Below are 23005 nucleotides of genomic sequence, written 5' to 3'. Positions count from 1 at the left end.
GGTGGGCGGCAAGGCGCTGGGTTATATGACGAAATGGCGTTATTGGGGCGCCGTTTTGGCGGTAGACGTGCAGGGGTTGGCTTGAAATGGATGAGACGGATCACACAGCTGGGAGAAAGCGCGGAGCGACGATCATCGACGTTGCCAAGGTGGCAGATGTCGCGGTCGGCACCGTGTCGCGTTATCTCAACGGCCAGACGATCCGCCGCTCGAACCGCGAACAGATCGAACGGGCGATCCAGGATCTCGGTTACAAGCGCAATGCCGCCGCTGCGTCGATCCGCACCGACCTGACGCACATGATCGGCTTCCTGGTGCCGACCTTCGACGAGTTCCACGCGCGCATGCTGGAGCATCTGGCAAATTCCGTGCGCCGGACGGGGCGGGCGCTCCTGACCTATTGCCACGGCGGCGATCCGCGCGTCGTGGCCGAAGCGCTCGATTTCTTTGCCGCCCAACGCGTCGATGCGCTCATCATGGACGGCACGGCCGAGGTTTATGACCGCGTCGACGATCTCATCAATCATGATATCCCGATCATCTTTTACAACAACGACGTCCGGGGCCTCGGGGCAGACCGGGTGATGGTCGAGAACCACAAGGCGAGCTACCGGCTGGTCAGCCACCTGATCGACCTCGGCCACCGCCGCATCGGCATCCTGACCGGCGATCCGCGTAATTCATCCGGCATCGAGCGCCTGGCAGGCTACGAGCAGGCGCTGCGCGAACGGGGGATCGCGCCCGATCCGGCGCTTGCCGTACGCGGCAACTGGCGGATGGACGGCGGCTATGAGGCGACCAAGCGGCTGATGTCGGTGGAGACCCCTCCGACCGCGATCTTTTCCGCCAACTACGGCATGGCCGTCGGCGCGCTCAGCTGGCTGAAGGAAAACGGCCGCCATGTGCCGGAGGACGTGTCGCTGGCGAGCTTCGACGACGTCGCCGTTTTCCGGCTCTACGAGGCGGGCATCACCGCCGTGGCGCAGCCGGTCGCCAGCATCGCCGAAACGATTACCGACATTCTCGTCGAGCGCCTGGCGGAGCCGGCGGGCGGGGCGACGCGTAGCGTCGTTCTGGAATGCGACATCATCCTGCGAGGCTCGACGCGCAGGGTGACCTGACGCGCGCTGCCCGCCAAGCGGTTAAAGGGAGGAAGCTTTGGCCAGCGTTGAACTGCAGAATATCGACAAGTCCTATGGCAGTTTCGAAGCCATCGGCGGCCTGAACCTGAGCATCGATGACGGCTCGTTCACCGTTTTCGTCGGCCCGTCCGGATGCGGAAAATCGACGCTGCTGCGGATGATCGCCGGTCTGGAAAAAATCACCGGCGGCGACCTCAAGATCAATGGGCGGCGGATGAACGAGGCCGACCCGATCGAGCGCGGAGTGGCCATGGTCTTCCAGAATTACGCGCTCTATCCGCATATGACCGTTGAGCAGAATATCGGCTTTTCGCTCCGCATGGCCGGCATGGCGAAGGACGAGATTGCGCGCAGCGTCGCCGCCGCGGCCGCAACGCTGCAGATCGAGCCGCTGATGAAACGCAAGCCTGCCCAGCTTTCCGGCGGCCAGCGCCAGCGCGTCGCAATCGGCCGGGCGATCGTCCGCAATCCCGAAGTCTTCCTGTTCGACGAGCCGCTCTCCAACCTCGACGCGGAACTCAGGGTCTCGATGCGCGTCGAGATCGCCAAGCTGCATCGCCGCATCGGCGCAACGATGATCTATGTCACCCACGACCAGACGGAAGCGATGACGCTTGCCGACAAGATCGTCGTCATGCGCTCCGGCAAGATCGAGCAGATGGGGACGCCCGACATGCTCTATGCCGATCCGGACAACCTCTTCGTCGCCGGTTTCATCGGCTCGCCGCGCATGAACTTCCTGGAGGGAACGCTTGGCGCGGACGGGCTCGTCAGGCTCGATTGCGGCGCGAGCTTCCGCCCGGATCTGATGCATGCTGGCGGCCGCGACGTTCCCGTCAAGGTCGGCATCCGGCCGGAACATTTCACAGGGCAGGAGGGTGCCGGCGGGGCGATCGAGGTGAAGGTCGACGTCGTCGAAAATCTCGGCGGGACGCGCTTCATCTACGGCACGCTGTCCTCCGGGCAATCCGTCATCGTCGAGGATCGCTCCGAGACATCGCGCCGTCCCGGCGAGACGGTGACCGCGGCCTTCCCGGCGCGCAAGGCGCTGCTCTTCTGCGCCGACGGACAGCGCATCCGTGACACCCAACCTGCAAACGCCATTCCGGCGGAGTGATCATGAACGACGATATTCTCTGGTACGACAGGCCGGCCAGCCTCTGGACGGACGCCCTGCCGCTCGGCAACGGCAGGCTCGGCGCCATGGTCTTCGGCGATCCGCATCACGAGCGGCTGCAGATCAATGAATCGACCTTCTGGGCCGGCGGTCCCTATCAGCCGGTCAATCCTGGCGCCTACGCATATCTGCAGCAGGTGAGGGAGCTGATCTTTGCAGGGCGCTATGCCGAGGCCGAGGCCATGGCCGAGGCGCATCTGATGGCGCGGCCCATCAAGCAGATGTCCTATCAGCCGGTCGGCGATCTCCGGATCGAGCTTTCCCATGGGCAGGGTGTGTCCGGGTACCGCCGAAGCCTCGATCTCGCAATTGCGACCGCGGTCGCCTCCTACACGGTCGATGGTGTCAGCTTCCGCCACGAGACCTTTGTTTCGCCCATCGATGATATCCTGGTCATGCGGCTTTCCGCCGACAGGAAGGGGGCGATCAACGGAAGGATCTCGATCGACAGCCCGCAGCGCAGCGATCTGAGCAAGATCGAACCGCAGCAGCTGATACTGTCCGGCACCGGCAAGTCGGAGTCCGGCATAGCCTCTGCCTTGCGCTTCATCTTCGGCATCAGGGTGATCAATAGCGGCGGCGAGCTTAAAGCAGCGCCTGGAGGTATCGATGTCGAGGCCGCGGACGAGCTCATTATCCTGCTCGACGCCGCCACCAATTTCAGGCGTTATGACGACGTCTCCGGCAACCCCGATCAGGATCTCGAAGAGAGGCTCGATCGTGCATCCCGCCGCGCCTTCACCGATCTTCATCGCGACCATGTCGCCGAGCATCAACGGCTTTATGGCGACTTCTCCATCGATCTCGGCTCGTCGCCTGCCGCAGGCCTGCCGACCGATCGGCGCGTCGCCGAATTCGCCAATGGGCATGATCCGGCTCTGGCGGCGCTCTATGTCCAGTTCGGCCGTTACCTGATGATCGCGTCGTCGCGGCCGGGCACCCAGCCCGCCAACCTTCAGGGCATCTGGAACGACCAGACCGATCCGCCCTGGGGCAGCAAATACACCGCCAACATCAATCTGCAGATGAATTACTGGCTGGCGGCGCCCGCCAATCTGACCGAATGCATCGAGCCCCTCATTGCGATGGCAGAAGATCTCGCCGAAACCGGGCAGGAGATGGCGAAGGTGCATTACCGCGCCCGCGGCTGGGTGATGCATCACAACACCGATCTCTGGCGTGCCACGGGCCCGATCGACGGCGCGCAATGGGGTCTCTGGCCGACCGGCGGCATCTGGCTGATGGCGCAGCTTCTCGATGCCTGTGATTACCTCGATGATCCCGAGACCACGCGAAAGCGCCTGTTCGCCGCAGCGAAAGGGGCCGCGCAGTTCATTTTCGACGTGCTCGTGCCGCTGCCCGGCACGGACTATCTCGTCACCAACCCATCGCTTTCGCCGGAGAATATCCACCCGCACGGTGCTTCGATCTGCGCCGGTCCGGCAATGGACAACCAGCTGATCCGCGACTTCCTGACGCTCCTGCGTCCGCTCGCCGTCTCTACCGGCGGCGAGGCGGCTCTCGTATCGGAGATCGACGATATCCTGCCGCGCCTGGCACCCGACAGAATCGGCGCCGCCGGCCAGCTGCAGGAATGGCTTGAGGACTGGGATATGGACGTGCCGGAAATCCACCACCGCCATGTCTCGCATCTCTACGGCCTCTATCCGAGCTGGCAGATCGACATGGACAACACACCGGACCTCGCTGCCGCCGCCCGCCGCTCGCTGGAAACCCGCGGCGACGACGCCACCGGCTGGGGCATCGGCTGGCGCATCAATCTCTGGGCGCGGCTGCGCGACGGCAACCACGCCCTCGACGTCGTCAAGCTGCTTTTGAGCCCCGAGCGAACCTACACCAACCTCTTCGACGCCCACCCGCCGTTCCAGATCGACGGCAATTTCGGCGGCGCGGCGGGCATCCTTGAGATGTTGGTTCAATCAAAACCGGGGCAGCTGAAGCTGCTGCCGGCATTGCCCAGCGATTGGCAGAGCGGATCGGTCTCCGGTCTCAGAATCCGCGATGGTATCGTCATCGACTTGTCTTGGGAGAATGGGCAGCCCACGCATGTCAGGCTGGTTGGCAAGCGTGATGCCGAAGTGAGTGTTATCGCAGATGATCGCAGCATCGAGGTATCGCTGTCTGCCTTGGAGCCAAGGGATGTCGATCTCAGGCACTCGCTCGGTGGCTAGGCTGGTGATGCGGCGTCTAGTTGACGCGATCAAATTTCCCGTTGCTATTGCCCCCAGATGACAGCCTCCTCGTGCCGCTTGATCAGGTGGCGAAGCGTCTGGAAGCCGGAGCGGATATAGGTGGCGAATTGTTCGACGGCCGGTGTGCGCGGGGCATCGACGCGCTTGAGGATGGCAAGTGCGCGTTCCGGATGCGGGATGTTGATCGGCAGCGCGGTGATCGATCTTTCCTTGCGCTGGGCGAAGACGACACTGTGCGGCATGACAGTCAGCGCATCCGAGGCTTTGAGATAGTTGATGACGCCCATCAAGGAGCCACCGGAGTAGCGCACCTTGATTTCGGTGCCGCCGAAGGACAGGAGCAGGGCGCGGAGGTCGGCAAGCAGCGGGCTGCCCGGAGGCGGCGCGACCCAAGGATAGCTCAGAAGCTGGCTCGGCTGCAGTTTTCTCTTCAGAAGCAGGGGATGCGTGAGACCGCAGGCGATGACGTTGCGGCCGGGCAGAATCTGCTGGAATTCCAGCCCTGAACCTTCATCGAGAATATCGATCGGGCAGATGGCGATGTCGATCTGGTCGGCCTTCAATCCGGCGCGCAAATCCGGGAAATAGCCGTAGCTCTGATCGATGCGGACATCGGGATGGGTGGCCTGGAACTCGGCGCAAAGCCCGGCGATCAGAGAGTCCATGAAGAAGGGCGTGCCGCCAACCCGAACGACGCCGCTATTGCCGATCCGGAAGCTTTCCACGAGGTCTGAGGCCTTGCGGGATGCGGCAAGCATGACGAAGCCGTGCTCGGCCAGCGCCAGGCCAAAGGCCGTTGGCTGCAACGGGCGCCGGCCCTTGATGAACAGGGGCTCGCCGACGCGCTTTTCGAGCATCGAGAGCGTTCTCGATACCGCCGACTGCGCCAGGCCCAGCAGCGCTGCCCCCTCCGTAACGCCTCCGGTTTTCACGACTGCCGCAAGCTGGATCAGGTGTCTTTCATCTATCTTCATAACGATCTGTTATAATGATCGGCAACAAAATCATCAACCGGCCCAGGAAGCGCTGTTAATGTTCTCTTCACCCACAGGCGATGAGGAGGAAAAGCATGGCGGGCCATATTCCGACGCTGACCTTCAGCGAGGCGACATCGTCAGAGGTGTTTGCCGAGCGGCTGGCCGGTCAGAAAGATGCTGACATCGCGCAGCTGCTCGCCGCCGCCGTTGCCCATGTCCACGACCTCATCAAGCAATTCAGGCCGACGCAGGAAGACTGGCGCAAGGTCATCGCGTTCCTGACGGATGTCGGACACGCCTCCGACGAGCGCCGCCAGGAGTGGGTGCTGCTGTCGGATCTGACGGGCGCTTCGGCGCTTGTCGAAGCAATCAATTCCCGCAGGCCGAAAGGGGCGACGCCCAATACAATTCGCGGCCCCTTTTTCCGCGACGATGCGCCGGAGCGCCGGGCCGGAGCCTCGATATCGCTTGACGGCATCGGCGAGCCCTTGGCCGTCTCGGTTCGTGTCGAGGATCTCGATGGCTTGCCGATCCCAGGCGCGGCGGTCGTCACCTGGCAGGCGAATGACCAAGGTTTTTACGAAAACCAGCAGCCGGACCTGCAGCCCGAACATAACCTTCGCGGACTGTTTCGCACCGGCAGCGACGGACGGGTTGCCTATCGCTCCGTCGTGCCCTCGGGTTACGGCGTGCCGGGAGATGGCCCTGTCGGCCGCTTGCTGTCGGCGGCGGGGTTTCCACTGCATCGGCCTGCCAACCTCCACTTCGTGATCCGCGCCGAAGGCTTCGAGACGATCACGACGCATGTTTATGACGCGAGCGATCCGTTGCTGGCGGAAGATGCGCTTTTCGGTGTTCGTCCCGAGCTCGTTCATAGTTTCGATCCGGCCGATATCGATGGCCGGAGGGGAAAGGCCGTCGCGCTGACATTCGTGATGGTGCGTTCCAAGCCGGGGAGAGCGGCATGAGCACGAGGTTTTCCTATGCAGGCAGCCCCGCCCGCATCGTCTTCGGAGACGGAAGCCGGGACAGCGTGCGGCATTGGATCATGAAGTGGGGCGCGACGCGTGCGCTGGTTCTCTCCACTCCGCATCAGAAGCCGGATGCCGAGGCGCTCGCCCATGATATCGGTGATCTCGCCTGCGGTGTCTTCGCCGGCGCCGTCATGCATACGCCGATCGAGGTGACCGAGGCGGCGATGAAAGTTGTGGCGGAGACGCGCGCTGACTGCGTCGTCTCGCTCGGCGGTGGTTCGACCACCGGTCTCGGCAAGGCAATCGCATATCGGAGCGACCTTCTGCAGATCGTCGTCCCCACGACCTATGCCGGGTCCGAGGTCACATCCATTCTCGGCCAGACCGAAGGCGGCCGGAAGACCACGGTGAAGGACGCGAAAATCCTGCCGGAAGTGGTGATCTACGATCCGCTGCTGACGCATGGATTGCCGGTTGCGATGAGTGTCACGAGCGGCCTGAACGCGATGGCACATGCTGTCGAGGGCCTCTATGCGCAGGATCGCAACCCGATCTCCAGTCTGATGGCGGTCGAGGGATTGCGAGCCTTTGCGCGCAGTCTCCCTGAAATCGTCAAGGCGCCCGGAAATGCGCAGGCGCGCAGCGACGCTCTCTATGGCGCATGGTTGTGCGGAACCGTGCTCGGGGCAGTCGGGATGGCGCTGCATCACAAGATCTGCCACACGCTCGGTGGCTCCTTCGATACGCCGCATGCCGAGACGCATGCGATCATGCTGCCGCATACCGCGGGCTTCAATGCGAAGGCGGCGGCCAATGAGCTTGCCCCCGTTGCCGAGATTTTCGGCGGGTCCGTCGGCGGCGGGCTCTGGGATTTCGCCAAATCCATCGGTGCGCCGCTCTCGCTGCGGGATTTAGGTCTGACGGAGGCCGATCTCGACAAGGCGGCGGGGATCGCGGTCGAGAACCCCTATTGGAACCCGCAGCCAATCGATCGCGGTTCCATCAGACAGCTTTTGCAGAATGCCTGGGAGGGCCGCCGGCCAGCCGAGTGAATTTTATCGCGCAGTGGAGCGCGCTCTTTGGGAGGAGAGGGGACTATGGGAGGTCACATGTTTACGAGACGCGATTTTCTGAAGACGACGGCAGCCGGCGGTGCGATCATCGCGACGTCGGGGCTAGCAGCACCGGCCATCGCTCAGGACAAGGCGATCAAGCTCGGCTATGTCAGCCCACAGACAGGGCCGCTTGCGGCCTTCGGCGAAGCAGACAAGTTCGTCATCGACGCCTTTCTGGCGACGACGAAGAAGCAGGGGCTGAACTACGAGGTCGTCGTCAAGGACAGCCAGTCCAACCCGAACCGTGCAGCCGAGGTTGCCAAGGAGCTGATCGTCAACGACGAGATCAACCTGATGCTGGTCTCGTCGACGCCGGAGACCACCAACCCGGTTTCGACAACCTGCGAAGGCGAGCAGATGCCCTGCATCTCGACCGTCGCGCCCTGGCAGCCATGGTTCATCGGCCAGCAAGGCAATCCAGGCGACCCGGCATCATGGAAGCCGTTCGACTATGCCTATCACTTCTTCTGGGGCCTCGAGGATATCATTGCCGTCTTTACCGGCATGTGGGGACAGATCGAGACAAACAAGAAGATCGGCGGCCTCTTCCCCAATGATGGAGACGGCAACGCCTGGGGCGACAAGGTTGTAGGCTTCCCGCCGGTTCTCGAAAAACTGGGCTACGGCCTGACGGATACCGGCCGCTACCAGAACCTGACCGACGACTTCTCGGCGCAGATCAACGCCTTCAAGCAGGCGAATACCGATATCCTGACCGGCGTCATGATCCCGCCGGATCTGACGACATTCTGGAACCAGGCAAAGCAGCAGGGCCTCAAGCCGAAGATCGCCTCGATCGGCAAGGCGCTGCTTTTCCCGCAGACCGTGGAAGCGCTGGGTGACGCGGGTCACAACCTGTCGACCGAAGTCTGGTGGACGCCGAGCCATCCGTTCAAGTCATCGCTGACGGGCGATAGCGCTGCTGCCGTTGCAGACACCTTTACCAAGGCGACCGGCCGGCCGTGGACGCAGCCGATCGGCTTCGCACATGCGCTGTTCGAGCTCGCAGTCGACGTCATGAAGCGGGCTGAAGATACCGCTGACGGCGATGCCGTTGCCAAGGCGATCGGCGAAACCAAGCTCGATACGATTGTCGGTCCAGTCGCTTGGGGCAGCGACAAGCTTCCGCCCTTTGCGCAGAAGAACGTCGCGAAGACACCGCTTGTCGGCGGCCAGTGGCGTCTCAAATCCGGTGGCGGCTACGAACTGGTCGTCGTCGAGAACAGCCTTTCGCCCAACGTGCCGCTCGGCGGCAAGCTCGAAGCGCTGGCGTAACTGGCTCGACCCACCTGGCCGATCTGCCGGCTGGGGGCGAGTGGAGGTGATCGATGTCCATACTGGAACTCAAAGATGTCTCGAAGTCCTTCGGCGCGCTCGTCGTTGCCGAAGACATCGGATTCTCGGTGAAAGAGGGCGAGGCGCTCGGCGTCATCGGGCCGAACGGCGCCGGGAAATCGACGCTGTTCAACCTGATCAACGGCAACCTTCCGGTAGCCTCAGGGTCGATCGTCTTTGACGGAAAGGATGTGACAACCGTTCCGCCCATGCAGCGTTGCCTTGCAGGCATGGGCCGCACCTTCCAGATCCCGCAGCCTTTCGAGAGGCTCACCGTCTATGAAAATCTGCTCGTCGCTGGCGCCTTCGGCTCGCGGGCCAGCGAGGGCGACGTGGCGGCATTTTGCGCCGATATTCTCGTGGAAACAGGCTTGATCGGAAAGGCCAACGCGCTTGCGGCGTCGCTGACGCTTCTGGAGCGTAAACGTCTTGAGCTTGCCCGGGCGCTTGCCACCAAGCCGAAGCTTCTGTTGCTCGACGAGATTGCCGGTGGCCTGACGGAGGGTGAGTGCCAGCAGCTGGTCGCAACGATCAAGCGGGTCCATGGCCGCGGCGTGACGATCATCTGGATCGAACATGTTCTGCACGCGCTGACGGCAGTCGCCGAGCGTCTGCTGGTCCTCAATTTCGGCCGGGTGATCGGTATCGGTGAACCCGACGCGATTATGGCGTCCCGCGAAGTGCGCGAGATCTATCTCGGAATGGAGGTGTGATGGCGAACCTTCTTGAAACCCGAGGCCTTACCGCTTTCTACGGCGATTTCCAGGCGATCTTCGGCGTCGATCTCGAACTCCAGGCCGGCGAGACCATTGCGGTGATCGGCGCCAATGGTGCCGGAAAATCGACTTTGATGCGCTCGATTGCAGGCGTGATTTCCAATGCGCCGGCGATGATCCATCATCGCGGGCAGCCGATCGGTGCACTCGATGCCGCCGATGTCGTCCGCCGCGGGATCGCCTTGGTGCCCGAGGGCCGCAAGTTGTTTTCATCCCTGAGCGTTGAGGAAAATCTGCAGATCGGCAGCTATTGCAAAAGGGCGCCCGGCTATTGGTCGCTGGAAACGATCTATGCGCTTTTCCCGATCCTGAAGGAGAGAAGGCGTAATCCGGCAACTGCGCTTTCCGGTGGGCAGCAGCAGATGGTGGCGATCGGCCGTGCCTTGATGTCAAATCCGGAAGTGCTGCTTTGCGACGAGCTCAGCCTCGGTCTTGCGCCTGTCGTCATCAAGGACATCTACGGCGCCTTCTCGAAGATCCGCGCATCGGGCGCGGCGATCGTCATCGTCGAGCAGGATATCGCGCAGGCGCTGAAGGTCGCCGACCGTGTCTACTGCATGATGGAGGGCCGCATCACTCTCACCGGACGCCCCGCGGAACTCGACCGGGCCGCTATCCACGCCGCCTATTTTGGAGCTGGTATCCATGAACTGGCTTGATACGCTCCTGCAAGGCGTGCTGCTCGGCGGCCTCTATGCGCTGTTTGCCGCCGGCCTCAGCCTGGTCTTCGGCATTATGCGCCTCGTCAATCTCGCCCATGGCGATCTGATCGTGCTGGCCGCCTTTCTGATCCTGCTGATCGTCTCGACGCTGGGGCTCGATCCGTTCCTGGCGGCGGTCATTGCCGCTCCGCTGATGTTCGGGCTCGGCTGGCTGCTGCAATATCATCTGCTGAACCGTACGCTGGGCAAGGATATCCTGCCGCCGCTGCTCGTCACTTTCGGTCTCTCGATCGTTATCCAAAACGGGCTTCTGGAAACATTCACTGCCGACAGCAAGCGTGTTTCGGCCGGCGCGCTCGAAACCGCGTCGATCCAGCTTGCCGGAATAAACGCCGGCCTCATGCCGCTGCTGACCTTCGCCTCGGCCGTCGCCGTCATCGTGGCGCTCAATCAGCTGATCTACCGCACGGCTCTCGGACGGGCCTTCCGGGCGACCTCCGATGACGTCGTCACCGCACGCCTGATGGGGATCCGGCCGAACTCGATCTTCGCGATCGCCACCGGTCTCGCGATGATGATCGTCACCGTCGCTGCGCTCTATCTCGGCACACGCGCCAATTTCGACCCGACCTCCGGCCCGTCCCGGCTCATCTACGCGTTCGAAGCGGTGATCATCGGCGGTCTCGGATCGCTTTGGGGAACGCTGGCGGGCGGCGTCATCCTCGGCGTGGCGCAGACGGTCGGCGCCTCTATCAATCCCGAATGGCAGATCCTTTCCGGCCATATCGCCTTCCTTCTCGTGCTTCTCTTCCGGCCACGCGGCCTCTTCCCGAGAGCCGTGGATTGAGGCGCGTCATGACGACAGGTTTCAATACGATGACGGATGACATCAACGCAAAGGGTGCATGGAGGATCGAGACGCGGACGAAGCTGTCCGGCCTCTTTTCCATCGCAGCCATCGCCGTGGTCGTGCTAATGGCGGCTGCGCCTTTTGCCGTATCGCGCGGTGTTGTCCAGGACCTCTTCTTCATCCTGACGATGCTGGCGCTTGCGCAGAGCTGGAATTTGCTGGCCGGCTATGCGGGTCTCATTTCGGTCGGGCAACAGCTCTTCGTCGGATGCGGCGCCTACGCCCTGTTCGGCCTAGTCATCCTGGCGGACGTCGATCCCCTGATCGCCATCCCGCTTGCCGGCCTGCTGGCAGCACTCGTTGCCATTCCGACCGCCTTCTTCTCCTTCCGCCTCTACGGTCCCTATTTTGCGATCGGAACCTGGGTGATTGCCGAAGTCGGGCGGTTGCTGCTTGCGCAGTGGAAAGCGCTTGGCGGTGGAACCGGCACCTCGCTGCCGCGCGATGCCACACGCGATATGCTGGGACTTTCCGCCCTCGGCGACTGGTTCGGCATGCGGCCCGCCGCGGCCGCAGATGCGCTCGCCTATTGGCTGGCACTGGCGCTCGCCGTCGCCACCATCACGCTGATCTACAAGCTGTTGCGCAGCAAGCACGGGCTTGGCCTTGCCGCAGTCCGCGACAACGAAACTGCTGCCCGTGCGCTCGGTGTCGATGCGCTCCGGTTGAAGTCGGCGATCTATCTGCTGACCGCATTCGTCACAGGCATGGTCGGCGCTCTGATCTATCTTCAGAAAGCACGGATATCCCCGGACGCGGCCTTCTCGCTGACCGACTGGACGGCCTACGTCGTCTTCATCGTCGTGATCGGCGGCATCGGCACGATCGAGGGGCCGCTTCTCGGCGTTGTCGTCTTCTTTACACTGCAGAATGCCTTCTCGAGCTACGGCTCCTGGTATCTGCTGGCGCTCGGAGCACTGGCGATTGTCACCATGCTTTTCGCACCCCAGGGGCTCTGGGGGCTCATTTCCCGGCGTACCGGCTGGGAGCTATTTCCGGTCCGCCGCCTGCTGAAGGGCGGACCTGCATCATTCGACACAATGGGAGGGCCGAATGGCTGATATAACCACCGACGTCTTGATCATCGGAACCGGGCCTGCGGGTTCTGCAACGGCCGCTTTGCTTGCGACCTACGGTGTCGAGCCGCTCGTCATCAACCGCTATCGCTGGCTGGCGACCACGCCGCGCGCGCATATCACCAACCAGCGGACAATGGAGGTCCTGCGCGATCTCGGCCGTGACTTGGAGGACGAGGCCTATCTCTTTGCGACCGAGCAGGAGCTGATGGGCCAGAACGTCTTCTGTACGGCGGTCGCGGGCGAGGAGATCGGCCGCATGCAGAGCTGGGGCAACCACCCGCTGTCACAGGCCGAGCACATCCTGACCTCGCCAGGGCGCATGAACGACCTGCCGCAGACCTATATGGAGCCGCTGCTCTTCAAGACGGCATGTTCGCGCGGTGCCCAGTCGCGCATGTCGACGGAATATCTGAGCCATGTTCAGGACGGGGAGGGCGTCACGACCACCTGCCTCGACCGCCTGACCGGCAAGGAACTGACGATCCGTTCCAAATTTCTGATCGGCGCCGATGGCGGCAATTCCAAGGTTGCGGAGCATGCCGGCTTGACCTTCGAGGGCAAGATGGGTGTTGCCGGTTCGATGAACATCCTCTTCGAGGCCGACCTTTCGCGCTATGTCGCGCATCGTCCGTCGGTTCTCTACTGGGTGCTGCAGCCGGGCGCCGATGTCGGCGGCATCGGCATGGGCCTCGTGCGCATGGTTCGGCCCTGGAACGAATGGCTGATCGTCTGGGGCTACGACATCAACCAGCCGGCGCCACAGGTCGATGACGCATTCGCAACCAAGGTGGTGCGCGAACTCGTCGGCGTTCCCGATCTCGCCCCGAAGATCAAATCGGTCTCGACCTGGACGGTCAACAACATGTACGCGACGACGCTGTCGAAGGGCAGGGTCTTCTGCATGGGCGATGCCGTGCACCGCCATCCGCCGTCGAACGGGCTAGGGTCCAACACCTCGATCCAGGACGGTTTCAACCTTGCCTGGAAGCTTGCGATGGTGCTCAAGGGGCAGGCGGGAGCAGGGCTGCTCGACAGCTATCAGGCCGAGCGGGCGCCTGTTGCCAAGCAGATCGTCACGCGCGCCAACAAGTCGATCGAGGAATTCGGCCCGATCTTCAAATCCCTCGGCCTTCTGGATTCCGTCGATCCGGTCAAGATGCAGCAGAATATGGACGCACGCTGCAACGACACTGACGACGCCGAGCGCCAGCGCGCCGCCATCCGCGAAGCGATCGCCTCCAAGGTCTATGAATTTGATGCGCATGGCGTCGAAATGAACCACCGCTATGCATCGAATGCCGTCGTCAAGGACGATCAGCCCGAACCGAAATTCGAGAAGGACGCCGAGCTTCATTTCCAGCCGACATCCTGGCCGGGCGCCCGCCTGCCGCATGTCTGGCTGTTCGGCCAGAACGGCGAGAAGATATCGAGCCTCGACCTGACGGGGCATGGGGTGTTTACCATCCTGACCGGCATCGGCGGGGACGGATGGCAGGCTGCGGCAAAGGCCGTTGCCAAAGAATTCGGTATCCAGATCAACCTACACAAGATCGGACCGCGGCAGGTCTGGCAAGATCTGACCGGCGATTGGGCGCGGGCCCGGGAAATCCGTGATGCCGGCGCGCTTCTGGTTCGCCCCGATCACCATGTCGCGTGGCGCGCCGAGGCAGCGGTACCCGATGCCGAAGGCGAATTGCGCCGCGTTCTCAAGACCGTTCTGGACCGGTGAGGCAGAAATGAGCAGCGACGAAAAGGGATATTTCACCGAGGCAAGCTCGGTCGAGGTGGTCACCAGCCGGAACGTCAACGCCAAGAGCGAGCGGCTGAAGCAGGTGATGGAGGTCGTGACGCGCAAGCTGCACGAGGCGGTCAAGGAACTGGAGCCGACGCAGGACGAGTGGATGGAGGCGATCATGTTCCTCACCCGCACTGGCCACACCTGCACCGACTGGCGCCAGGAGTTCATCCTGCTGTCGGACGTGCTCGGCGTTTCGATGCTGGTGGACGCCATCAACAACCGCAAGCCTTCAGGCGCTTCGGAAAGCACCGTGCTCGGGCCTTTCCATGTCGCTGACGCACCGGAACTACCGATGGGCGCCAATATCTGCCTCGATCAGAAGGGCGAGGACATGGTCATCAGCGGCCGTATCCTCGACACCGATGGAAAGCCGATCGAGAATGCCGTGATCGACGTCTGGCAGGCGAATGACGAGGGTTTCTACGACGTCCAGCAGAAGGGCATCCAGCCGGACTTCAATCTCCGGGGCATCTTCCGCACGGGCGCTGATGGTCACTACTGGTTCCGCGCCGTGAAGCCGAAATTCTACCCGATTCCGGATGACGGACCCGTGGGACAGCTGCTCGCTCAACTCGGCCGCCATCCCTACCGTCCGGCGCATCTGCACTACATCATCAAAGCCGATGGCTTCGAAACTCTTACCACTCACATCTTCGACCCTGACGATCCCTACATCCACTCGGACGCAGTGTTCGGAGTCAAGGAAAGCCTGCTGGCGGAGTTTCGGTTGAGGGAGGACGCCGGCAGGGCCAGGGTACTCGAGTTCGCCGACAAATTCTGGGATGTCGAGCACGATTTCGTCTTGGCGCGAGATGCCGGCCGCTAGTGGCTGGGTGGTTGAGGCTGTTCATCTGGCGCAAATTTCAACCATTTGGCCAACAAGTTGCCTCCGGCGATCCTGGTTGACCTTTCTGCGGCCGTGGGTTGATTGCCATCCCTTCACGCATCCGATCAGGACAATCTCCTGCCGCTGCTCGCATCGAAGAGATGAATGTTCCCGCTTGTGCAGCGGAAATGCATCGTGTCGCCGACAGTCAGGTCGCTGTTTCTCGGAAATTCGACGCTCAACATTTTCGAGTGGCCAATTTCGACGTAGCCGTAAGTCTGGCTGCCCAGTCGCTCGGCAACCATAAGCTCGCCGCTGAACCAAGCGGCATCCGCGGAACATTGGGTGAGATCTTCGGGCCGAACGCCGAGCACGATGTCCCGGGTCGAGGCGCCCGACGCAATGGGAGTCTGAAGCGGCAGATGCCGGCCGAGGATCTGGATGCCGGCGCTGTCGGCTGTGAGCGTCGCAGGTATCGTATTCATGGTCGGGCTGCCGATGAAGCGGGCGACGAACAGGCTGGAGGGCTTGTGGTAGAGATCGAGCGGCCGGCCGATCTGCTCGACGACCCCGCCGTTCATGACGACGATGCGATCCGCCAGTGTCATCGCCTCGACCTGGTCATGCGTGACATAGACGGTCGTTGCTTTCATGCGGTTGTGCAGCTTTGCGATTTCGAGCCGCATTTCGACACGAAGCGCTGCGTCGAGGTTGGATAGCGGCTCGTCGAACAGAAACGCGGCGGGCTCCCTGACGATCGCCCGGCCCATGGCAACGCGCTGGCGCTGCCCTCCGGAGAGTTGGCCAGGACGCCGCTCGAGATAATCGGCGATCTTCAGCACATCGGCTGCCTGTCCTACCCGACCCGATATCTGATCGTCCTTTTCGCCCCGCATTTTCAGGCCGAAGGACATGTTTTCGCGGACCGTCATATGCGGATAGAGCGCGTAGTCCTGGAACACCATGGCGATATTCCGCTCGGCCGGCGCCAGCGCGTTCACGCGTGCGCCATCGATGATCAGGTCGCCTCCGGATATCTCCTCCAAGCCGGCGATCATCCGCAGTAGCGTGGATTTCCCGCAGCCGGATGGCCCGACCAGCACAAGGAATTCTCCGCTTCTGATGTCCACGTCGATGTCGTGAATGACCTTCAGTGAGCCGTACGACTTCTGGATTCTTTTCAGTTCGATTCCGGCCACATGTTCCTCCCAGATCGAAATTTCTGACTTGACGCTCATTATCGAGATCAATATCGATAATGATACTTGATTGGATTGGCAACCGTTCGGACCGGCACATGGCATATTTTCCTCCCAGGCAGACAGCGAGCAGGCCCGCAAAGGCGGGGGCGGCCTTCGATGCTCTGAAGCGCGACATCATGCTCGGCGTGCTGGAGCCCGGCACAGGGCTCACCGAACTGGATCTGGCCGCGCACTTCCAATGCAGCCAGGGCACCGTTCGCGAAGCGCTGCTGCAGCTTCAGGAAGAAGGTCTCGTGTTGCGAAAGGGGCGGCGGGGCACGCAGGTCTCGGAATGCACCGAAGACGAGGCGATCGAAATGTTTCGCCTTCGCCAGCAGATCGAAGGAAACGGCATGGCGCGCGTGATGCGGGCGCCAAGCCGGACGTTGATCCGGGATCTGAATGAGCTGTTCGACAAGATGATGTCGGCCGCAAAGGCCGGTGATGAACTGGAGCTTGCCGCCTTCGACAGAGATTTCCATCGCCGTATTTTCGAAGATGCAAACCTTCCGGCCCTCGACCCGATCTTGCATCGCTGCCTCGTTCACAATCACCGCTTCAAGATTTCCCGCAGCCCGGCAGCCAGAGATCTCGAGGCAACGGCAGGGCGCCATCGCAGCATCATCGACTGCATCGAAAGCGGCGATGCGCTTCGCGCCACCAAGGCGATGCAGCATCACATCGCGACGATCGTCGATCTTGGTCCCGAGGTGTTTCCGGAGGCGACGCAGTGAGCGCGTCCGTGGATATGTCGGGAGAACTGTCCGAGGAATCGATCGCCTTGATCGAAGCGGTCTATCGCGAACTCGGTGCTCTGCCCGATCCGACGACGCTGCCGCCCGCTGAAGGGCGCGCTCAATCGCTCGCCGCCAACGCGCGATGCAACACCGAGATGCCTGCAATGGATTTCGCTGGCGATGTCTGGGTGGACGAAGACGCCGCCCTAGGCGCGGCGCGGACCCGTCTCAAGGTGCTGGTGCCGCAAGACGCTCGCCCCGGTGTCATTCTTTTCATCCACGGTGGCGGCTTTGCCTTCTGTTCACCCGAGACGCACGAGCGTTGCGCACGGGTGCTTGCTGTCGAGAGCGGAATGCCTGTTGTTCTGCCGGATTACCGGCTGGCGCCGGAAGATCCGTTTCCTGCCGGGCTCAAGGATGTCGTCTCGGCGCTGCGAAGCGTCTTTGCCGCGACGAAGGAGGCAGGCGTCAGGAGCGGGCCAGTTCTGATCTCGGGTGACTCGGCCGGGGCGAACCTCGCATTGGCCGCGATGCTTCACGAGCAGGCAGCCGGCGGAGCCAAGGCCGATGGCGCCCTGTTGTTCTATGGAAACTACGCCCGGTCGTTCGAGACCCCATCCTATATCCGGTTCGAGAATGGTCCAGGCCTGACGCGGCCGAAAATGCAGCGCTACTGGAGCTTTTATGCCGGCGAGCAGGCGATTGACGGCAATCCCCTGGCTTGCCCGCTGATGGCTGACGATGCCGCCTTGGCGTCTTTGCCTCCGCTTTATCTCATGGCGGCGGCCGTCGATCCGCTGCTCTCCGACACACTTGAGCTTGGCCGGCGCCTTCGGGCGCTCGGCCGTGACGACGAACTGCAAGTCGTCCCGGGCGTCATGCACGGGTTCTTGCAGAACACTCGTGAACTTGCCGCGGCGCGGGAGGCGCTTCATGCGGCGGGCAATGCAGCAAGGCGGCTGACCGGCCGCCTTTAGCGTTAAAATAAGAGGAGGAAGGCATGAAAATTCTGAAGACTTTGGCGCTCGGCGCCGCCCTGGCAGCTTCGGCCGCCTTTAGTCAGGCCATGGCGGCGGAGACCGTCCGCTTCTGGTACCATTTCGACAATCCCGCCAACCCGATGTCGGACCTGGTGAAGAAGTTCGAAACGGCAAACCCGGATATCAAGATCGAAGCGGAAAACGTTCCGTGGAACAGCTATTACGACAATCTCTACACCTCTATCGTGGGCGGCAACGCGCCTGACGCCGCGATGGTGAAGCTGTTCGCACAGCCGCGGCTCGTCGAAATGGGCGCGCTGGAGCCGCTCGGCGATCGGATCGACGCCTGGAAGGGCAAGGCCGATCTGCTCGACAACCTGCTCGAGCTGAACAAGGGACCTGACGGCCAGCAGTATTACCTGCCGATCCAGTATGTCGTTCTCTATCTCTATTATCGCACGGATCTCTTTCAGGCCGCAGGCCTGAAGCCGCCGACCACCTGCGAGGAGTTCAGGGACGACGCGATCAAGCTGACGAAGGCACCGGATACCTACGGCTTCGGGCTGCGTGGCGGTAAGGGTGGATGGGACCAGTGGGGCTCGTTCGTCATGTCGCAGGGCGCCGAGCTGAAGCCGGGCGGTCTGACGACCCCGGAAGCGATCGCTGCCAACCAGTGGCTTGTCGATCTCTTCCAGAAGGACAAGGTCATTCCGCCCTCGGCACCGAACGACGGCTTCCAGGAAATCATCGCCGCCTTCAAATCCGGGAAGACGGCAATGACCATCCATCACATCGGCTCCTCCAAGGATCTCGTGGCGGCGCTGGGTGACAAGGTATCGGCCGTGCCGGTGCCGAAGTGCGGCAAGGGGCAGTGGACATCCTATGGCGACGAATCCCTGGCGATCTTCTCGTCATCGGCCGTGAAGGATGCGGCATGGAAGTGGATCTCCTTCCTCGCCGAGGGCGAAAACAATGTGGCGTTCAACAGTGCGACCGGCCAGATGACCGTGACCAAGAGTGGTTCGGCGAACTGGAAACTGCATGAGCGCCGCTTTGTCGATGCAACGGTGCAGTCGCTGCCCTTCGCCAAGGTACTGCCGCAGACGTCGGCCGTGACCGAGTTCGTCAACACGGCGTGGCAGACGAACATGCAGCAGGCTCTCACCGGACAGATCACTGCAAAGCAGATGATGGAACAGTTGCAGACGCTTTTTGCCGAGTAGTCCATGGGCGACGGCTCCGGTTTATTCCGGGGCCGTCCACCGCAGTTCGTCCCCGGAGCCGATCATGTCTTTATCGACGACCTCTACCCCGATGCGCCGAAGCCGAATTCAATGGCGTTCGGAACGCATCCTTCCCTACATGCTCCTGGCGCCGGCCGTCTTCGTCACGATCGTCATCGTCTTCATGCCGATGATCCAGGCGGTGTGGACGAGCTTCTACGATCTCGTGCTCTTCAGGCCGAATGCCAGCAACTTCGTCGGCTTCGGAAACTATGTGAAGCTGTTCAACGACGCGGTCTTCTGGGCGGCGCTCTGGAACACGATCATCTGGATCGGTCTGACGGTGCCGCTGCAGATGGGGCTCGGCCTGTTGACGGCGCTGCTGCTCAATCGCGAATTTCCGTGGCGTGGTCTCGCGCGCGCTTTGATCATCATTCCCTGGGCTCTGCCGAGTGTCGTCATCGCGCTCATGTGGCGCTGGATCTACGATCCGAATACCGGCGTTCTCAACGACATCCTGATCTATCTCTCGATCGTCAAGGCAGCGGTTCCGTGGCTTGCCGACCCCAATGTTGCGATCTACGCGATCATCGCCACTCTGACCTGGCAGGGATTTCCATTCTTCGCGGTGATGATCCTCGCCGGCCTGCAGGGCATTCCGAAAAGCCAATACGAGGCGGCGTCAATAGACGGTGCGTCGCCCTGGCGTCAGTTCCTGCACATCACCTTGCCCGGTATCGCGCCGGTTCTGGCGACTGCCGGGCTGCTCCGGGTGATCTGGGTTGCCAATTCGATGGACGTGATCTTCGTCATGACCGGCGGCGGCCCGGGCTACGCGACGTATACGCTGCCTCTCTATGCCTTCATCAAGGCGCGCCAGAATCTTGATTTCGGCTACGGAACGTCGATCGCCGTGACCTTCACCATTTTCCTCGGGGCGTTCGTCGCCGTCTATCTGGCCCGGACGATGCGGGAGGTGCAGAAGTGAAAAAGCCCGGAACCCTTCGGCGTATCCTGACGACCGACCTGCCGGTCGCGTTGCTGGTGATCTTCGCGATGGCACCCTTCGCCTGGATGATCCTGACGTCCCTGACACCTACCGCGGCGCTCAACGCCAGCGGAGTGTCGCTTTCGCCGGCCGGATGGAGTGCCGACAACTACGTCAGGCTTTTCGAGCAGACGTCGTTTCTGAAGAACATGATGGACAGCCTGATCATCGCCGGCGGGACCGTCGTCGTCGGCCTGATCGTCTCGGTTACCGCAGCCTATGCCTTTTCGCGGTTTCGCTTTCCGGGCCGGAAACTGTTGATGCTCCAGTTCCTGCTGATCAACATGTTCCCGATCGTGCTCCTCATTCTTCCGCTATTCGTGCTGATGAGAAAGTTCGGAATCCTGGACACGCATCTTGGCCTGATCCTCGCCAACGCGACCGTCGCCATTCCTTTTGCCGTCTGGATGCTGACGAGCTACATCGGGGCGATCCCGAAGAGCCTCGACGAAGCGGCGATGACGGATGGCGCCTCGCGGCTGACCGCGTTGCGGAAGGTGGTGTTGCCGCTGACCATGCCGGGGATCATCTCGACCGGTATCTATATCTTCATCACCGCCTGGAACGAATATCTCTACGCCCTGACGCTCGGCGGCCGCAACGTGCGCCCCGTCACCGTGGCGATCCAGACCCTGATCGGAGAATACCAGATCGAATGGGGTCTGCTCGCGGCGGGTGCCGTCGTCGGCGCCATGCCGGCGACCATCCTCTTCCTTCTCGTGCAACGGCGCCTCATCGGCGGGCTGACCCAGGGGGCGGTCAAAGGCTGACGTCTATCGATTTTCAATCGGGTTCGGCAGTTCGAACCTCGCTCTTAAAAAGGAATGGCAGATGAACCCGATCGGGTTGATTTCGATGCAATATGCGCGGCCCTTTACAGCCGAGCACTTTCCGCTGTTTGCGAAGATGCGGGAACACGGGTTTGATTTCGTTGAGCTTCTCGTTCCTGAGGTCGGTGAGCTCGACATCAAGGAGACACGCAAGGCTCTTGATGATGCCGGGCTCGGCGTGGTGCTCGCAGCCCGCGTCAACCTTCAGCGCAATCTCGCATCGGCCGAGATCCAGGCTCATCGGTCCGGTGTCGAATATCTCAAATACACGGTCGATTGCGCCGCGGGGCTGGGAGCCAAGATCGTCGGCGGCCCGCTGACCGGCAACCCGCTGGTCTTCGCCGGCCGGCCGCCGCAGCCTGTCGACGAAACCGAGCGGCTGGCGCGCAAGGATCGCTGCGTCAGAGGTTTGAAGGAAGCAGGGGAGTATGCCCGAAATGCCGGCGTTACCCTGGCGGTCGAGCCGCTCAACCGGTTCGAAAGCGACGTCCTTTGCACGACGCAGCAGGCGATGGAACTGCTCGACGCTGTCGATCATCCTGCCGTGAAGCTGATGCTGGACACGTTCCACATGCACATGGAGGAGAGCTCTCTGGCCGAGGCTATCCGGCTCGGTGGCGATCGTATCGTGCATTTCCAGGCGAACGAAAATCATCGCGGCTTCCCCGGCACCGGCATGACCGACTGGGTCGAAGTCTGCCGGGCGCTGCACGAGGTTGGCTATACCGGCCCGATATCGCTCGAGCCTTTCCGGCGCACCGACGACCGCTTCGGCGTGCCCTTTGCCCAGTGGCGCGCGCCGCACGAGGACGAGAGCGATCGCCTCTCGGCATCGAGCGCCTTCATGAAATCCCATCTCCTGCTTACGGAATATCGTCGATGACTATGAAAATCGGTTGGATCGGTTGCGGCATCCACGCAACCCAAATGCTTCTCCCGCAGCTCGTCCGTCATGACGTCCAGCTGATCGGACTGTGCGATATCGATGGCGCGCGCCTGAAGAGCGCTGGCCGCCAGTTCGGCGTCACCAATCTCGTGACTGATGTCGAAGATCTGCTGCGCACGCCTGGCCTCGACGCCATCGGCATGGCGGTCGGCCCGGACCAGCATCTGGCCTTCGGCAAGGCGGCGCTTGAGCGGGGCCTGCCGGTCTTCATGGAGAAGCCGCCATCCGGAAGTGCTGCGGGCGCACGCGAACTGCTGGCCGCCTCCGAGAAGGCGAAGAAGCCGCTGCTGCTGGGGTTCATGAAGCGATACTCGATCGGCAACCGGATGGCCGCGAACATCGTCAGGTCCGGCCGTTTCGGCGAGGTTATGGGGCTGACCGGCTATTATATGACGGCGCCCGGATATTTTGCCGGGAACGTCGATTACACCGGCTTCTTCCTGCACCACTGCGTCCACTATATGGACCTCGTGTCATTCCTGGTGTCGCCCGTACGGACGATCTCGGCCCGCAAGGTCGAGAAGACGCCTGGCCGCGTACTCTTCCATGTCGGCTTCGAATTCGAATGCGGCGCGATCGGCAACATCGCGATGGGAACCATTCAGTCCCGCGGAACGCCGGTGGAGCGTATCGAGCTGATGAGCGATCACCAGCGCATCGAGGTCGACGACGTGATCGAGATCAAATGGCACAGAAATCCTCCATTCAAGATCGACGATCTGGCTGCGACGCTCAAGGACGATAGCGACACGCTGACATGGAAGCCGAATTTTACGGCCGCCGCAAATGAGGACCCGAAAGGCTACCACTCACTGCTGGCAGACGTCGTTCCTGCACTCGCCGGTGCATCAACTCCGGCACCCAGCATTACGGACGGAGTGGTCGCGATGGAGCGGCTGGAGACGCTGCGCAGAGAGCTCGATTTGTGAGTTCAGGCCCTCAAAGGAGGATCGAGTTTGCCGGCGTCGGCGTTTGCTGAGGGATCAAACTGATCGGCTGGAGACAAACAGCGCCCG

At 62.2% G+C, this 23005-nt stretch carries 21 protein-coding genes; 19 read left to right on the top strand and 2 right to left on the bottom strand.

The window, feature by feature from the left end:
* The first annotated feature begins 86 nt into the window (after positions 1–86).
* Genes ACEN84_RS28580 through ACEN84_RS28570 form a run of 3 tightly spaced genes read left to right on the top strand, consistent with a single transcriptional unit; the run spans position 87 to position 4511 of the window.
* Positions 87–1121 carry a LacI family DNA-binding transcriptional regulator gene (locus ACEN84_RS28580; RefSeq protein ID WP_413711418.1) on the top strand — a complete coding sequence of 345 codons (1035 nt, stop codon included), beginning with the start codon at positions 87–89 and terminating at the stop codon, positions 1119–1121.
* Positions 1122–1158: 37 nt separating this feature from the next.
* Positions 1159–2259 carry an ABC transporter ATP-binding protein gene (locus ACEN84_RS28575; RefSeq protein WP_413711417.1) on the top strand — a complete coding sequence of 367 codons (1101 nt, stop codon included), beginning with the start codon at positions 1159–1161 and terminating at the stop codon, positions 2257–2259.
* 2 nt (positions 2260–2261) lie between these two features.
* Positions 2262–4511, top strand: coding sequence for a glycosyl hydrolase family 95 catalytic domain-containing protein (locus tag ACEN84_RS28570; RefSeq protein ID WP_413711416.1), 2250 nt, complete (start codon positions 2262–2264; stop codon positions 4509–4511).
* 44 nt (positions 4512–4555) lie between these two features.
* Here the strand turns inward: ACEN84_RS28570 and ACEN84_RS28565 are convergent, their stop codons facing one another.
* Positions 4556–5506, bottom strand: coding sequence for a LysR family transcriptional regulator (locus tag ACEN84_RS28565; protein WP_112717827.1), 951 nt, complete (start codon positions 5504–5506; stop codon positions 4556–4558).
* Between the two features lie 95 nt (positions 5507–5601).
* On the opposite strand from ACEN84_RS28565, the gene ACEN84_RS28560 reads away from it, so the two are divergent.
* Genes ACEN84_RS28560 through ACEN84_RS28520 form a run of 9 tightly spaced genes read left to right on the top strand, consistent with a single transcriptional unit; the run spans position 5602 to position 14984 of the window.
* A complete protein-coding gene (locus ACEN84_RS28560; RefSeq protein WP_130281141.1) occupies positions 5602–6477 on the top strand; it encodes a dioxygenase in 876 nt (291 codons plus the stop codon).
* On the top strand, positions 6474–7535 hold the full coding sequence (locus ACEN84_RS28555; RefSeq protein ID WP_413711415.1) for a maleylacetate reductase: 1062 nt from the start codon (positions 6474–6476) through the stop codon (positions 7533–7535). The genes ACEN84_RS28560 and ACEN84_RS28555 overlap by 4 nt, the downstream gene beginning before the upstream one ends.
* Positions 7536–7592: 57 nt before the next feature.
* Complete coding sequence (locus ACEN84_RS28550) at positions 7593–8873, top strand: ABC transporter substrate-binding protein (RefSeq protein ID WP_413711414.1); 1281 nt, start codon at positions 7593–7595, stop codon at positions 8871–8873.
* 53 nt (positions 8874–8926) lie between these two features.
* Complete coding sequence (locus ACEN84_RS28545; RefSeq protein ID WP_413711413.1) at positions 8927–9646, top strand: ABC transporter ATP-binding protein; 720 nt, start codon at positions 8927–8929, stop codon at positions 9644–9646.
* Complete coding sequence (locus ACEN84_RS28540; RefSeq protein ID WP_413711412.1) at positions 9646–10368, top strand: ABC transporter ATP-binding protein; 723 nt, start codon at positions 9646–9648, stop codon at positions 10366–10368. Before ACEN84_RS28545 ends, ACEN84_RS28540 begins: the two co-directional genes overlap by 1 nt.
* Entirely contained in the window at positions 10355–11218 is an 864-nt protein-coding gene (locus tag ACEN84_RS28535) for a branched-chain amino acid ABC transporter permease (RefSeq protein ID WP_413711411.1), read from the top strand. The genes ACEN84_RS28540 and ACEN84_RS28535 overlap by 14 nt, the downstream gene beginning before the upstream one ends.
* An 8-nt stretch (positions 11219–11226) precedes the next feature.
* Positions 11227–12342 carry a branched-chain amino acid ABC transporter permease gene (locus tag ACEN84_RS28530; protein ID WP_413711410.1) on the top strand — a complete coding sequence of 372 codons (1116 nt, stop codon included), beginning with the start codon at positions 11227–11229 and terminating at the stop codon, positions 12340–12342.
* The gene (locus tag ACEN84_RS28525; RefSeq protein WP_413711409.1) at positions 12335–14089 is read left to right on the top strand and encodes an FAD-dependent oxidoreductase; all 1755 of its coding nucleotides are present in this window, start codon (positions 12335–12337) and stop codon (positions 14087–14089) included. The genes ACEN84_RS28530 and ACEN84_RS28525 overlap by 8 nt, the downstream gene beginning before the upstream one ends.
* A gap of 7 nt (positions 14090–14096) precedes the next feature.
* On the top strand, positions 14097–14984 hold the full coding sequence (locus tag ACEN84_RS28520; protein ID WP_413711408.1) for an intradiol ring-cleavage dioxygenase: 888 nt from the start codon (positions 14097–14099) through the stop codon (positions 14982–14984).
* A 125-nt stretch (positions 14985–15109) separates the two neighbouring features.
* Here the strand turns inward: ACEN84_RS28520 and ACEN84_RS28515 are convergent, their stop codons facing one another.
* Positions 15110–16222, bottom strand: coding sequence for an ABC transporter ATP-binding protein (locus ACEN84_RS28515; RefSeq protein ID WP_413712510.1), 1113 nt, complete (start codon positions 16220–16222; stop codon positions 15110–15112).
* A 59-nt stretch (positions 16223–16281) separates the two neighbouring features.
* On the opposite strand from ACEN84_RS28515, the gene ACEN84_RS28510 reads away from it, so the two are divergent.
* The 7 genes from ACEN84_RS28510 to ACEN84_RS28480 all read left to right on the top strand — a co-directional run bounded on the left by ACEN84_RS28510 (position 16282) and on the right by ACEN84_RS28480 (position 22918).
* Entirely contained in the window at positions 16282–16959 is a 678-nt protein-coding gene (locus ACEN84_RS28510) for a GntR family transcriptional regulator (protein WP_112717847.1), read from the top strand.
* A complete protein-coding gene (locus ACEN84_RS28505) occupies positions 16956–17939 on the top strand; it encodes an alpha/beta hydrolase (protein ID WP_413711407.1) in 984 nt (327 codons plus the stop codon). Before ACEN84_RS28510 ends, ACEN84_RS28505 begins: the two co-directional genes overlap by 4 nt.
* A 23-nt stretch (positions 17940–17962) precedes the next feature.
* Positions 17963–19165: an ABC transporter substrate-binding protein gene (locus tag ACEN84_RS28500; RefSeq protein ID WP_413711406.1), complete on the top strand. Its 1203-nt coding sequence runs from the start codon at positions 17963–17965 to the stop codon at positions 19163–19165.
* A 64-nt stretch (positions 19166–19229) separates the two neighbouring features.
* Positions 19230–20153, top strand: coding sequence for a carbohydrate ABC transporter permease (locus ACEN84_RS28495; RefSeq protein WP_413711405.1), 924 nt, complete (start codon positions 19230–19232; stop codon positions 20151–20153).
* Positions 20150–20983, top strand: a complete 834-nt coding sequence (locus tag ACEN84_RS28490; protein ID WP_413711404.1) for a carbohydrate ABC transporter permease — start codon at positions 20150–20152, stop codon at positions 20981–20983. The genes ACEN84_RS28495 and ACEN84_RS28490 overlap by 4 nt, the downstream gene beginning before the upstream one ends.
* Positions 20984–21044: 61 nt before the next feature.
* Complete coding sequence (locus ACEN84_RS28485) at positions 21045–21926, top strand: sugar phosphate isomerase/epimerase family protein (protein WP_112717857.1); 882 nt, start codon at positions 21045–21047, stop codon at positions 21924–21926.
* Complete coding sequence (locus ACEN84_RS28480) at positions 21923–22918, top strand: Gfo/Idh/MocA family protein (RefSeq protein ID WP_413711403.1); 996 nt, start codon at positions 21923–21925, stop codon at positions 22916–22918. The genes ACEN84_RS28485 and ACEN84_RS28480 overlap by 4 nt, the downstream gene beginning before the upstream one ends.
* Positions 22919–23005 lie beyond the last annotated feature (87 nt).

It is taken from the genome of Rhizobium sp. Rhizsp82 (assembly GCF_047325115.1).
Lineage (GTDB): Bacteria > Pseudomonadota > Alphaproteobacteria > Rhizobiales > Rhizobiaceae > Rhizobium.
Note: the sequence above shows the minus strand (reverse complement) of the source record. Positions and strands in the feature narration are given on the sequence as shown.